Here is a 12,464-nt window from a genome sequence, read left to right on the forward strand (position 1 = left end):
GTCCTGATCCAGCAGCTTCCGGGAGTCCCTCGTGACCGACCGTCGCCGTGCCACCACCCGCAGCGCGCCCCGCACTGCGCTGTCCACCCTGACCCGCCGCGCCCGCCCGCTGCTCGTCGTCCCGCCGCAGGACCCGCCCCCGGGCCCGGTCGCGAACGGGGCCACGCCGTCCAGCCCGTCGCGGATCGTCGACAACGCCGTCTACTCGGGCGGCCGGCGGATCGCCACCCCCGACACCGCGGAGGAGAGCCACGAGTGGCTCACCGAGGGCTTCGACGACCGGATGGTCTGGCTCGGGCTCTACCGCCCGCAGCCGGCCGAGCTGGGTGAGCTCGCCGAGCAGTACGGCCTGCCCGACCTCGCCGTCGAGGACGCGATCCAGGCCCACCAGCGGCCCAAGTTCGAGCGCTACGGCGACACGCTGTTCGTCGTCCTCAAGGCCGCCCGGTACGTCGACGCGACCGAGGAGGTGGAGTTCGGCGAGCTGCACCTGTTCCTCGGCAAGGACTTCGTGGTGACGGTCCGGCACAGCGAGTCCCCGGACCTGACCCGGGTGCGGCGGCGGCTGGAGAGCACCCCGGAGCTGCTGGCCCGGGGTACCGAGGCGGTGCTCTACGCGATCCTGGACGCCGTCGTCGACGGGTACGCGCCGGTGGTCACCGGGCTGGAGAACGACATCGACGAGATCGAGGCCGAGGTGTTCCGCGGTGACCCGCAGGTGTCCCGGCGCATCTACGAGCTGTCCCAGGAGGTCGTGGACTTCCAGCGGGCCTGCCAGCCGCTGACCGGGATCCTCGCCGCGATCACGGCGGGGTTCGAGAAGTACGGCGTCGACGAGGAGCTGCGCAGCTACCTGCGCGACGTCGCCGACCACGTCACCCAGGTCAACGAGCGGATCGAGGGCTTCCGGCTGCAGCTGCGCGACATCCTCACCGTGAACGCCACACTGGTGGCGCAGCGGCAGAACGACGAGATCCGCGAGCTGACCGTGACCAGCATCGCCCAGGGCGAGGAGGTCAAGAAGATCTCCGCCTGGGCGGCGATCCTGTTCGCGCCCAGTCTGGTGGGGGGCGTCTACGGGATGAACTTCGACAACATGCCCGAGCTCGAGTGGTACTACGGCTACCCGTTCGCGCTGGTGCTGATGTTCATGGTCAGCCTCACGCTGTACCTGGTCTTCAAGCGCCGCGACTGGATCTGAGGTGGCAGACCGGCTGGCGGCTGCTCCGCCGGAGCGGCTGGCGACCGACGGCGTCGTCCTGCGGGCGATGACGGTGGCGGACTGGCCGCTGGAGCAGGCGCTGTCCCGCGACCCCGAGGTCATCCGGTGGACCACCCACCCGCCGCACCTGGACGAGGCCACCGCGCGGCAGCGGATGGCGGACGTCGTCGCCCGGGCCCGCCGGGGGCTCGGCCAGCGCTATGCCGTGTGCCCCGTCGAGGACGGGGCCGAGCGCGCGGCGGTCGGGATGGCGGCCCTCACGGTGGAGCGCTCGCCCGAGCCGTCGGTCGGCTACGCGCTGCTGCCGGCCGGTCGCGGGCGCGGGCTGGCCGTCGCATCGGTCCGGCTGATGACCGACTGGCTGCTGTCGGTGGGCCACCCGTGCGTCCAGCTGGGGATGCTGCCGGAGAACGAGGCCAGCGCCGCCGTCGCTGCCCGGGCCGGCTACCGCGACCGGGGGATCGAGTCCGTGCCGCGGCCGGACGGGTCGGTGGGCCGGGTGCGCTGGTGGGAGCGCCGGGCCTGACCTCCCGCCGCGGGTCGGGACGGCGGGTCTGGGCGGCGGGGAACACGGGCGGCCCGGCAGCCGTTACCCTGGTTGCACAACTACACAGGGGGGCGATTGGTCTCGACTGCGGTCGTTTGACCAGGGGAAGCGAGCCGAGGAAGGCAACGATGATCTCGTTAACCATCCGTTGCAAAAAACACAAGCGCCGATTCCAATCAGCGCGACTTCGCTCTCGCTGCCTGACGGCAGCTAGGCGAGTCTGTCAGCCCGGGTTCGTCATCGGCCCGGATCCTGGCATCAGCTAGATGACTCACCGCACGCACCGGTCGCGGGTGCGTGTGGGACAACAAACAGCGACTGGGCCCGTCATCCTGACTCGTTCGTGAGATCAGGAGGGCCGAGCAGAGGCAGAGCGAACTGCGCTCGGAGAAGCCCTGGTGATGCGTCGCAGGACGCGGGTTCGATTCCCGCCGCCTCCACCCCCAGTTCCACCACGAAGGGCCCGGTCGTGAGACCGGGCCCTTCGTGCGTCCGTGCCCCCCTCCTGCCCGCGACGTCGCGCCCGCGGCCCGGTCCGTGGGCGCCGAGGACCTCCGGCAGCCGAGGGGCCCGGGTCCTGGCATCCTCTCCCCATCGGCGGGACGCCGACCGGTGGGCTCCGTGCAGACCGGCTCGGCGGACGAGGACACGGGAGGTCGGATGAGCACGACGGGGCGGGCCACGGAGCAGGCCGAGGTGGAGCGCCGGCGCGGCGGGTTCAGCTCCCGGCGGGTCTTCATCCTGGCCGCGATCGGCTCGGCGGTCGGGCTGGGCAACATCTGGCGGTTCCCCTACGTCGCCTACGAGAACGGCGGCGGCGCCTTCCTGCTGCCCTACCTGGTGGCCCTGCTGACCGCCGGCATCCCCTTCCTGCTGCTCGACTACGCGATCGGCCACCGCCACCGCGCCTCCGCGCCGCTGTCCTTCGCCCGGCTGCGCCGCGGCACCGAGGGGCTCGGCTGGTGGCAGGTGGGCATCTGCTTCCTCATCGCGATCTACTACGCCGCGGTGCTGGCCTGGGCGCTGCGCTACACCTTCTTCTCGCTCGACCAGGCCTGGGGCGCCGACCCCGAGGGCTTCTTCTTCGGGGAGTTCCTCCAGGCCGGTGACGTCGCAGTCACCGCCGACGTGGTGCCCGGCGTGCTGGTGCCCCTCGCACTGGTCTGGCTGGCCGTCCTGGTGATCATGGCGCTCGGCGTCCAGCGGGGCATCGGGGCCGTCGCGCTGGTCTTCATCCCGGTGCTGGTGCTCGCGTTCGTCGCCCTCGTCGTGCAGGCGCTGCTGCTGCCGGGTGCCGGTGCCGGCCTGGACGCGCTGTTCACCCCTGACTGGTCCGCGCTCACCTCGGCCTCGGTCTGGGCCGCGGCGTTCGGGCAGATCTTCTTCTCGCTGTCGGTCGGCTTCGGCATCATGATCACCTACGCGTCGTACGTCCGTCGCCGCGAGGACATGGTCGGCTCCGGCCTGGTCGTGGGCTTCTCGAACTCCGGCTTCGAGCTGCTCGCCGGCATCGGCGTCTTCGCCGCCCTCGGATTCATGGCGCAGGCCAACGGGGCCGCGGTCGACGAGGTCGCCGAGGGTGGGATCGGCCTGGCCTTCGTCGCCTTCCCGACGATCATCAGCCAGGCCCCGGCCGGCGCGCTCCTCGGTGTCCTGTTCTTCGGGGCCCTGGTCATCGCCGGCATCACCTCGCTCATCAGCGTGATCGAGGTGGTGATCTCCGCGGTTCGCGACAAGTTCGACACCAGCCGCCTGACCGCGACCCTCGCGGTGGGCGTTCCCGCCGCGGTGCTGAGCCTGGTGCTGTTCAGCACGACGAGCGGGGTCTACGTGCTCGACATCGTGGACCACTTCGTGAACCAGTACGGCATTCTCGTCGTCGCCCTGGTCAGCATGCTGGTCGTCGCCTGGGTGGTCCGGGCACTGCCCGTCCTCGGCGACCACCTCAACGTCCACGGCCGTCCTCGCGTCGGCACCGGCTGGCGGGTGCTGACGAGCGTCGTCGCCCCGGTCGGCCTGGCCATCGTGCTCGTCTTCGCCCTGCGGGACGACCTCTCCGACCCCTATGGGGACTACCCGACCTGGATGCTGCTGGTCCTCGGCTGGCTGCTGGTCGTGGCGCTGCCGCTGGTCGGCTTCCTGCTCGCCCGGGGGAAGTGGCGCCCGGGCACCCACCTGGACGGGCCACCGCCCGGCTCCGACCCGGCGGCGCCGCTGGACACGACGACCCCCGGCACGACGGACCCGGCCCGTCCGGCGACCGGCGACCACGAGGGAGGGGCCCGATGAGCACGGACGCGATCGTGATGATGGTGGTGGCGATGGTGGTCATCTGGGGCGGCCTCGCCCTGGCCGTGGTGAGCCTGCTGCGCCACGGCGCCGTCGAGGAGCGCTCGGAGAACCTGCACCGCGACTCCTGACGCGCGACTCCTGACACGGGACTCCTGACCGGGCGGACGGCGGACGGCGGGCACGGCCCGCGGTCGTCCGTTCGCCACGCACCGTCACCGGCTCCCGGGGAGAGGGCCGTCCGGGACCAGCGCGGTCCCCGGGGGAGCGCGCGGGCGTCGTAGCTGGTTAAGCTGCCGGTCCCTCGATCAACGGCTGATGTTCGCCCGCTGTTCACCCACGGTCCTCCGTGTCGTGCCGGCGTCCGTCAGCACCGGGAGTGACGATGTTGACCAGCCTCAGCAGCCCAGCGCACAGGTCCGCGACGGCCTGGCGACCCGGGCACGCGACCGTGGCCGCGATCGACCGGGACGCCGCCGACGACGGGTTGCCCCGCGCCCTCGCGCGCGCCGTCGCCTGGACCCCCGTGGCCGGGGTCGCCGTCGCCGTGCTCCTCCTCGCGGTCGCCCGCCCGCTCTACTACACGGTGCTCCGCGAGGACAACGTCGTGGAGTGGCTGCAGTTCGCCGTCTGCCTGCTCGCCGCGGTCCTCGCCGCCGCGGCGGCCGTCCGCCTGGCCGGCCGGCGGGAGCTGCTGCCGGCCGCGCTGCTGGTCGCCGTGGCCCTGGGCGCCTTCGTGCTGGCCGGGGAGGAGATCTCCTGGGGGCAGCGGGTGTTCGCCTTCGACACCCCGGGGGAGCTGGCCGCGGTGAACCAGCAGGCGGAGGTGAACGTCCACAACGTGCGGGTCGCCGGGGAGTTCAGCCTCCAGGCCGCCTTCAAGGCCGTGTCCTGGCTCATGGGCGTCGGAGGGCTGGCGCTGGCCCTGCTGGTGCGCGGGCCCCGGCCGGTGCTGCACGGGCCGTTCTGGGCCCGGGTGACCCCGCCGCTGTGCGCCGTCCCCGGTTTCCTCGGCATGGCGCTGTACTGGCCGGTCGCGCTGGCGCTCCCCGTGCTGCCGCCGCTGACCCGGTTCCAGGAGTGGGTCGAGTTCGGGTTGCACCTGTCCATCGCCGTCACCGTGCTGTGCGTCCACCTGCGTTCGGCCGGCGGTGCGCCGGCGGCGACCACCGCGCGGCGGACCCGGCGGGCCTGGACGCTGCCGGTGGTGACGCTCGCCGTCGTCGTCGTCGTGACGGTCGTCTTCGCGGCGCTGACCGCCCACCACGGCATCGTGCCGATCAACGCGCGGACGTGAGCGCGACGCGCGCACGGTCCCGGTGCGTGCGAGCGCTTCCCGCCCGGGTAGGACGAGCGGCATGGAGTTCCGACACCTGGGCCGCAGCGGCCTGAAGATCAGCGAGATCACCTACGGCAACTGGATCACCCACGGCGGTCAGGTGGAGGCCGACGCCGCCCACGCGTGCGTGCGCGCCGCCCTGGACGCCGGCATCACCACCTTCGACACCGCCGACGTCTACGCGGGGGGCCGGGCCGAGGAGGTGCTGGGCGCCGCGCTCGCCGGTGAGCGGCGCAGCGGCATCGAGATCTTCAGCAAGGTCTACTGGCCGACGGGGGAGGGCGTGAACGACCGCGGCCTCTCGCGCAAGCACGTGCTGGAGTCGATCGACGGCTCGCTGCGCCGGCTGGGCACCGACTACCTCGACCTGTACCAGGCCCACCGCTACGACCACGAGACCCCGCTCGAGGAGACGATGCAGGCCTTCGCCGACGTCGTCCGCAGCGGCAAGGCGCTCTACATCGGCGTCTCCGAGTGGCGGGCCGACCAGATCCGCGCGGCCAAGGCCCTCGCCGACGAGCTGCGCGTCCCGCTGGTGTCCAACCAGCCGCAGTACTCGGCGCTGTACCGCGTGCCCGAGGCAGAGGTGATGCCCGCCTGCCGCGAGCTGGGCATCAGCCAGGTCGTCTTCTCGCCGATCGGGCAGGGCATCCTCACCGGCAAGTACCAGCCGGGTCAGCCGCCGCCGGCGGGGTCGCGGGCCACCGACGAGAAGGGCGGCGGCGCCGGCTTCATCTCGCGGTGGATGAACGACGACGTCCTCACCCGGGTGCAGGAGCTCAAGCCGATCGCCGACGACCTGGGGCTGTCGATGGCCGCCCTCGCGGTGGCCTGGGTGCTGTCGGAGGAGAACGTGGCCGCGGCGATCATCGGCGCCAGCCGCCCCGAGCAGGTCACCGACAACGTCAAGGCGGCCGGCGTCCGGCTCGAGGCCGACGTCAAGGCCCGCATCGACGAGGTGCTGGCGCCGGTGGCCGTCACCGACCCGGCGCTCACCCAGAGCCCGAACCCCCGGCCCTGACTCCCGGCCCTGACCTCCGGTCCTCGCCCCGGGCCCGATCGGGCTCCGGGGCGAGGAACCGCTCAGCCGCCGACGGCGGCGCAGGCCAGGCCCTCGGGGTCCTCCCCGCCCGCCCCCATGGCGTGCACGAGCAGCGCCGTCCCGTCCTCGTCGAGCAGGTCGCCCAGGTCGACCGCGGGCACCACCGAGCTGACCTGGCCGACGCCGTCCTCGCCGACGACGAGCTGGGGCAGCTCGATGCCCGGGATCGCGGCGCCGACGCCGGTCCAGTCCCCGATGCCGGTGGGGTCGCCGGAGGTGGCCGGCGCCTCGCAGGCGGCGGTCTCGTGCAGCGACACCGGGTGCTCGCCGGCGGCCAGGCCGGTGGCCTCGACCAGCACCTCCATGCCCGTCTCCGCGTCGGTGAACGTCACCTGGCCGGCGCTGCTCCCCTCCGGGTCGACCAGGTCGGCGCGCTCCTCGACCGGGACCGTCGGGGTGGTCTCCAGCTCGGTGGCGTCCTCGGGGGAGAAGTCGCCGCCCACTCCGGCCTGGCTGCTGTCGTCACCGCAGCCGGCGAGCAGCAGGACGGCGGTGGCGACCGGGACGAGGTGCCTGCGCGGCACGGGGGCTCCTCAGGGGTGCGGTGGTCGGGCGCTGTCCGGGTGCCCCGAACCGCGCACCGAGGCACCCGCCGGCCGACGTTCGTCACCGGATCGTCACCGGCCGCCCGGCTCAGTGCGGTCGCTGCTGCGGCTGCGGCATCGTCGCCGGGCCGTGGCCGTGGCCGTGCGCCGGCCGGTGACCGGCCGTCCGGCCGTGCTGGGCCGCCTGGTGCGCGGCGCGCTGCGCCGGGGTGATCCGGGGCAGCTCGCTGGTCAGCCACCGCACCGGACGTCGCTGCGCCGGCCGGCGCGCGGCCAGGAAGTCCAGCGCGATCGCCGCCGTCCACGACTGGTCCCGGCTGCCCAGCGTCTCGCCGGTGACCGGCTCGTAGTACTCCGCGAAGTCGCAGTCGATGAGCTGGGACAGCCCGGCCAGCCGCAGCTGGTTGGCCGCCTCCTGCTCTCCGGAGCGGTTCAGCGCCCAGGCCATCAGCCAGTTCAGCACCGGCCACTGCGGACCGCGCCAGTAGGTGCGCTCGCGGAAGTCGGCCGACGCGGGGGACACCGAGGGCACCACCGGCCAGCGCAGGCGGGAGTGCCCGCACCACCGCGGCCCCAGCAGCAGGTCGCGCTGCCGGCGGGTGACCCCCTCGTCGCCGCCGCAGAGCAGCGGGGCGAACCCGGCGGCGCTCTCGACCTGCAGCCAGTGGCCGGTGCGCAGGTCGAGGTCGCGGGCCAGCCCGGTGTCCGGGTCCACCGACCGCAGCACCCCGGTGCGGAACCGCCGGGCGATCGCCCGGGACTGCTCGACGCCCCCGGCGGAGCCGCCGCCGATCCCCAGCTCCTCGCCCATGTCGGCGAGCAGGTCGCTGGCGGCGGCCAGCAGCGCCGACACCAGCACGTCGCCGACGACGAAGTCCCCGGTCGCCCGATAGGCGGTGTCGTCGTAGCGGGTGCGGACCTTCTGCTCCAGCAGCCAGAGGTAGCGGGCGTACTCGGCGTCCGAGGGGCGCTGCGAGGGGTCGGCGACGTGGGCGAGGTCGGCGCGCACGAACGGCGGCATGTCCGGCTGCGGGTGGACGTTGGCGTAGGGCACGTCCCAGCGCGGCGAGTCGTCCATCCCCGACTCCCAGCCGTGGTGGATCTCCACCAGCCCATAGCTGTAGGGGTCGCGGGCGGTGGCCAGGTACTGGTGCCAGGCCAGCCACTGGTCGAAGGTCTCCCGGACGAAGTCCTCGGCCAGCTGCTGGTCGGTGCCACCGCGGCGCCGGGCGTCGTGCAGGATCCGGGACAGCGCGATGACGTGGATCGGCGGCTGGCAGATGCCCGAGGTGAGCACGGTGGCCGGGCGGGCGGCGGCCACCTGGGTGCGCCAGCGCTCGGGACCGGGGAAGTAGTCGCTGGGCTGGTGGAACAGGATGTGCGGGATCATGCCGGTCGCCCACTGGCCCGACAGCAGGCTGCGCAGTTCGTCCAGCGCCCGGGGCACCGACACGGTGGCGATGCCCAGCGCCACGAACCCGGCGTCCCAGCTCCACATGTGCGGGTAGAGGGTGGGGGAGGCGACGGTGAACCGCCCACGGTCGTTCGCCCGGAGCACGTAGCCGGCCCGCCCCGCCATCAGGCCGACCTCCACCGCACTGGGCTGCGACACGGTCATCTGCGGTCCCACTCCTCTCGCCGGTCGGTGCGATCCTCCCCCGCCGGGGCAAGGGCCGCGCCGCTGTTCACGCAGAAGTCACGAACGAGTCGTTGACCGCTCCGCCCGGGGCACGTCGCCCCGGTTCCCCCACCAGGGTGCCTGGCCCAGCGCGTACACGAGCACCCCGGCCACCAGGAGCACCCCGGCCAGCAGTCAGGTGCGCGCCTCTTGCTGCCGGAGCAGCAGCACGCACGAGGCGATCGCCAGATGCCCGCCCCCAGGACGTCGCGGCCCCGGTGTGCCCCGCCCGGGTGACCCGGCTCCGCCACCGCTCCCGGTACCGGCGCGGGCTCGGGCAGGCTGGCTGCACCGGCGGACGGGCCCGCGCCGCGACCAGGGAAGGTGGCCGGTGACGGCAGTGACCAGCAGCGTCCCGGACGTGCGCGCAGGCGCGGCTCCGGACGGGGGCTGGGCCGCCGCGCTGGCGGCGGTGCTCGCCGACCCGGCCCAGCCGGCGCTCGTGTTCCAGCCGATCGTGGACCTGCGCCGAGGCGTCGTCGCCGGCTACGAGGCGCTGTCCCGCTTCCCCGCCGCCCCCGGGATCGGCCCGGACCGGTGGTTCGCCATGGCCGACGAGCTGGGGCTCGGGGCGCGCCTGGAGGGCCGGGTCGTCGCCGCCGCCCTCCGCGCCCGCGAGGACCTGCCGGAGGGCTGCTTCCTGTCGGTGAACGTGAGCCCCCACCTGCTCACCGAGCCGGAGGTCGCCGACGGGCTGCTGTCCGCCCCCGACCTCGGTCGGCTGGTGCTGGAGCTCACCGAGCACGTGCCCGTCGGCGACCACCAGCGCCTCACCGCGCTGCTGTCCCGGCTGCGCGTGGCCGGAGCGGCGATCGCGCTCGACGACGCCGGCTCGGGCTACTCCGGGCTGCAGCAGCTCGCGCTGCTGCGCCCCCAGTTCGTCAAGCTGGACCGCGCGCTGGTCGACCACGCCGACCGCGACGAGGCCAAGCTCGCGCTGGCCGAGCTGCTGGGCACCTACGCCGGGCGGCTGGACGCGTGGCTGCTGGTGGAGGGGATCGAACGGCCCGAGGAGCTGGCCGCGTTCGTGCGGCTCGGGGTGCCGCTGGCCCAGGGCTACCTGCTGGCCCGGCCCGCCCCCGGCTGGTCGCAGGTGGACCCGGGGGTCGCGGAGCTGCTGCGGAACGATGGCCGGGCGGGTGCACCAGGCCGACACGATCGGCTCTCTGGTCGAGACGGTGCCCTCGGTGGCCGTCGGCGACCTGGCCGGCGACCCCGCGGGGGAGCTGGCGGTCGACCTCGCCGAGGCCCGGGCACGGTTCGCCGCCGACGCCGGCCTGGACGTGCTGGTGACCGTCGACTCGCTGGGCTGCCCCACGCACCTGGTCCGGCCGGCGACGCGGGCCGGCGACGCCCCGGGTGAGCTGCAGGTCGTGCCGATCAGCCTGCGCGTGCGGCCGGAGGCCCAGCTGGTCGAGGTCGCGACCCGGGCGATGACCGGGTCGCCCCGCGCCGGTTCGACCCGGTGGTGTGCGTCGGGGACGGGGGCCGGCTGCTCGGCCTGGTCCGCCCCGAACGGATGACGTTGCGGCTGGCCGAGCTCAAGGGCGGGGTCCTGGCCGCCGACGCAGCACGGTGAGTCGTCCCCCCGCCGCGCAGCGGCAGAACTCCGGAGGTCCCCGGTGAAGCAGTTCGACTGCTCCGACATGGTGCCCGGTTGCGGTGGCAGCTTCCGCGCTGCCACGGCCGACGAGATCGTCGCCCTCGGCCGGGTCCACGCCGCCGTGCACCACGGCATCGTGGGGGAGGCCTACACCCCGGAGATCGAGGCCGCCGTCCGTGGCCTGATCCGCGACGTCGGCTGAGCCTGCGGCTCCCCGAGCACGGGCGGCGCGTCGACGGTCGACGTCCGCCGCGACACCCGGTGCCGCACGGCTGCGGCCCAGAGATCACGGAGGAACCCGGTGAAGGAGTTCGACTGCGCCGACGTCGTCCCCGGCTGCGGAGCCAGCTTCCGCGCCCCGACGGCGGAGGAGCTGCTGCTGCACGGGCGCGTGCACGCCGAGCACGGCCACGGCAAGGGGGACGCGGACATGCCCGGGGTCGACGTCGTCGTGGGGCGCGCGATCCGCGACGTCTGAGGCCGGCCGGCTCAGCTGCCCTCGGGGCCCCGGTGCGCCTTGACGACGACGAGGACGTCCTCGCTCTGCAGCGTGCCGATGAGCGGGTCGTCGAAGCGCAGGGTGCGCCCGCCCCGGGTGATCGACAGCACCACGTCGCGCAGCTGACGGGGGCTCAGCCCCACCTCGGAGTGGGTGACCGTGCGCTGCTGCAGGTCCAGCCCGCGGCCGGCGGTGAGCAGGTCCTCGACCGCCGCCACCACCCGGGGCTGGTCGGTGGACAGGCCCAGCAGCCGGCCCGAGGTCGCCGCGGTGGTGATCACCGTGTCGGCGCCGGACTGGCGCAGCAGGCTGGCGTTCTCCTCCTCGCGGACGCTCGCGGTGATCGGCACCGTGGGGTTCAGCTGCCGCACCGTGAGCGTGATCAGCACCGAGGCGTCGTCCCGGTGCGCGGCCACGATGACCGCCCGGGCCTTCTCCACCGCTGACCGGCGCAGCACCTCGGTGCGCCCGGCGTCGCCGAGGATCCCGGTCAGGCCGGCCTCCGTCGCCTCCTCGATCATCCGCGGGTCGGTGTCGACCACCACGATGTGCTCGGCGTCGGTCCCGGTGGTCAGGAGCGCGCGGATGGCGCTGCGGCCCTTGGTGCCGTAACCGCAGACGACGACGTGCTGGCGCACGCGGGACCTCCAGCGTCGAAGTCGGAACTCCTCCCGGGAGCGCGCGGTGAGCGCCTCCAGGGTGGTCCCGATGAGCACGATCAGGAACATGATCCGCAAGGGCGTGATCAGCAGGATGTTGACCAGGCGTGCGCCTGGCGTGACCGGGGTGATGTCGCCGTACCCGGTGGTGGAGAGGCTCACGGTGGCGTAGTACGTGGCGTCCAGGAAGCTGATCTCGCCGCCCTGGCTGTCCTGGTAGCTGTCCCGGTGCAGGTAGACGATCAGCACGGTGAGCATGAGCACGACGGCGGCGATGAGCACCCGCCGCCACACCTGCCGGGCCGGGGACGCCTCGACGTGCGCGAGCTGGACGCCGGTGTGGTCGCCGTGGTTCAGCACGGAGCCGGCACCTTCCTGGTCACCGGGGGGACGATAGCGACCGGGAGCCCTCCACCGTGGTCACCCCGGGTCGGCGGTGTCGGGTTGCGGCGCGGCCGGGCCGACGCCGGGGCCCTGGGCGACGTGGTCGAGCACCCGCTGGAGCAGCCCGTGCAGGGTGGCCGCCTCTGCCTCGGTCAGGCCCAGCGCCTCCGGTCGTCCCAGCTCCGCGAGCAGCGGGCCGGCGGCGGCCAGCGCCGCGTGCCCGGCGTCGGTGAGCCGCACGTCGATGCGCTGCCCCCGGCGCACCTCCTCCTGCCGCTCGATCCAGCCGGCGTCGGCCAGGCTGCGCAGCAGCGCGCTCATGCTCTGCGGGGTCAGCTGGAGCCGGCGCGCCAGCTCGGCGGAGGTGAGCACCCGGTCCCGGGCCAGGTGCACCAGGACGAAGAAGGTGTGCGTCCGCAGCCCGACCCGGGCCAGCTGCGCCGCGAACAGGCCGCTGACCGCCGCGCCTGCGCGGGCCAGCGCGTAGGCGGGGATGCCGCCGGGGTCCTGGGCGACCCAGCCGGGGACCCGTGGAGGCGGACCGCCTCCGTCCGATGGGTGCTCCATGGAGGGAGACCGTAGGTTGTGCCCCTGACC

13 protein-coding genes and 1 other RNA gene are annotated in these 12,464 nt (G+C 74.0%); 10 read left to right on the forward strand and 4 right to left on the reverse strand.

The genetic code is table 11. The features are described 5' to 3' along the window. Positions 1-31 precede the first annotated feature (31 nt). From corA to ACI783_RS06385, 7 genes are all read left to right on the forward strand, one after another. The gene (corA, locus tag ACI783_RS06355) at positions 32-1,201 is read left to right on the forward strand and encodes a magnesium/cobalt transporter CorA (protein ID WP_457139663.1); all 1,170 of its coding nucleotides are present in this window, start codon (positions 32-34) and stop codon (positions 1,199-1,201) included. Position 1,202: 1 nt separating this feature from the next. After that, positions 1,203-1,748, forward strand: a complete 546-nt coding sequence (locus tag ACI783_RS06360; RefSeq protein ID WP_457139664.1) for a GNAT family N-acetyltransferase — start codon at positions 1,203-1,205, stop codon at positions 1,746-1,748. Positions 1,749-1,836: 88 nt separating this feature from the next. After that, positions 1,837-2,212: a transfer-messenger RNA gene (gene ssrA, locus ACI783_RS06365) on the forward strand. A gap of 217 nt (positions 2,213-2,429) precedes the next feature. Beyond that, positions 2,430-4,058, forward strand: a complete 1,629-nt coding sequence (locus ACI783_RS06370; protein ID WP_457139665.1) for a sodium-dependent transporter — start codon at positions 2,430-2,432, stop codon at positions 4,056-4,058. Continuing rightward, a complete protein-coding gene (locus ACI783_RS06375) occupies positions 4,055-4,189 on the forward strand; it encodes a methionine/alanine import family NSS transporter small subunit (RefSeq protein ID WP_457139666.1) in 135 nt (44 codons plus the stop codon). The genes ACI783_RS06370 and ACI783_RS06375 overlap by 4 nt, the downstream gene beginning before the upstream one ends. Before the next feature lie 320 nt (positions 4,190-4,509). Next, a complete protein-coding gene (locus ACI783_RS06380) occupies positions 4,510-5,355 on the forward strand; it encodes a hypothetical protein (RefSeq protein WP_457139667.1) in 846 nt (281 codons plus the stop codon). Positions 5,356-5,416: 61 nt separating this feature from the next. Beyond that, positions 5,417-6,418: an aldo/keto reductase family protein gene (locus tag ACI783_RS06385; protein ID WP_457139668.1), complete on the forward strand. Its 1,002-nt coding sequence runs from the start codon at positions 5,417-5,419 to the stop codon at positions 6,416-6,418. Between the two features lie 62 nt (positions 6,419-6,480). On the opposite strand, the gene ACI783_RS06390 is transcribed toward ACI783_RS06385, so the two are convergent. Then, a complete protein-coding gene (locus ACI783_RS06390) occupies positions 6,481-7,023 on the reverse strand; it encodes a hypothetical protein (RefSeq protein ID WP_457139669.1) in 543 nt (180 codons plus the stop codon). Between the two features lie 109 nt (positions 7,024-7,132). Further along, positions 7,133-8,662 (reverse strand): glucosylglycerate hydrolase, encoded by a 1,530-nt coding sequence (gene ggh / locus ACI783_RS06395; protein WP_457139670.1) that lies wholly within the window; start codon positions 8,660-8,662, stop codon positions 7,133-7,135. Positions 8,663-9,053: 391 nt separating this feature from the next. On the opposite strand from ggh, the gene ACI783_RS06400 reads away from it, so the two are divergent. The 3 genes from ACI783_RS06400 to ACI783_RS06410 all read left to right on the forward strand — a co-directional run bounded on the left by ACI783_RS06400 (position 9,054) and on the right by ACI783_RS06410 (position 10,803). Next, positions 9,054-10,085 (forward strand): EAL domain-containing protein, encoded by a 1,032-nt coding sequence (locus tag ACI783_RS06400; protein WP_457139671.1) that lies wholly within the window; start codon positions 9,054-9,056, stop codon positions 10,083-10,085. Between the two features lie 259 nt (positions 10,086-10,344). Further along, positions 10,345-10,527, forward strand: coding sequence for a DUF1059 domain-containing protein (locus ACI783_RS06405; protein ID WP_457139672.1), 183 nt, complete (start codon positions 10,345-10,347; stop codon positions 10,525-10,527). Between the two features lie 99 nt (positions 10,528-10,626). Next, positions 10,627-10,803, forward strand: a complete 177-nt coding sequence (locus tag ACI783_RS06410) for a DUF1059 domain-containing protein (protein WP_457139673.1) — start codon at positions 10,627-10,629, stop codon at positions 10,801-10,803. Between the two features lie 11 nt (positions 10,804-10,814). On the opposite strand, the gene ACI783_RS06415 is transcribed toward ACI783_RS06410, so the two are convergent. Then, positions 10,815-11,843 (reverse strand): potassium channel family protein, encoded by a 1,029-nt coding sequence (locus ACI783_RS06415; RefSeq protein WP_457139674.1) that lies wholly within the window; start codon positions 11,841-11,843, stop codon positions 10,815-10,817. Between the two features lie 60 nt (positions 11,844-11,903). Further along, the gene (locus ACI783_RS06420; RefSeq protein ID WP_457139675.1) at positions 11,904-12,434 is read right to left on the reverse strand and encodes a MarR family winged helix-turn-helix transcriptional regulator; all 531 of its coding nucleotides are present in this window, start codon (positions 12,432-12,434) and stop codon (positions 11,904-11,906) included. Between the last annotated feature and the right edge of the window lie 30 nt (positions 12,435-12,464).

The sequence above is a fragment of the Modestobacter sp. SYSU DS0511 genome (genome assembly GCF_054050755.1).

Bases quoted from the DNA above. Each gene is read 5' to 3' on its own strand.
- ACI783_RS06370 (WP_457139665.1), top strand. From the start codon at position 2,430: ATGAGCACGACGGGGCGGGCCACGGAGCAGGCCGAGGTGGAGCGCCGG.
- ACI783_RS06375 (WP_457139666.1), top strand. From the start codon at position 4,055: ATGAGCACGGACGCGATCGTGATGATGGTGGTGGCGATGGTGGTCATC.
- ACI783_RS06385 (WP_457139668.1), top strand. From the start codon at position 5,417: ATGGAGTTCCGACACCTGGGCCGCAGCGGCCTGAAGATCAGCGAGATC.
- ggh (WP_457139670.1), bottom strand. From the start codon at position 8,662: ATGACCGTGTCGCAGCCCAGTGCGGTGGAGGTCGGCCTGATGGCGGGG.
- ACI783_RS06420 (WP_457139675.1), bottom strand. From the start codon at position 12,434: ATGGAGCACCCATCGGACGGAGGCGGTCCGCCTCCACGGGTCCCCGGC.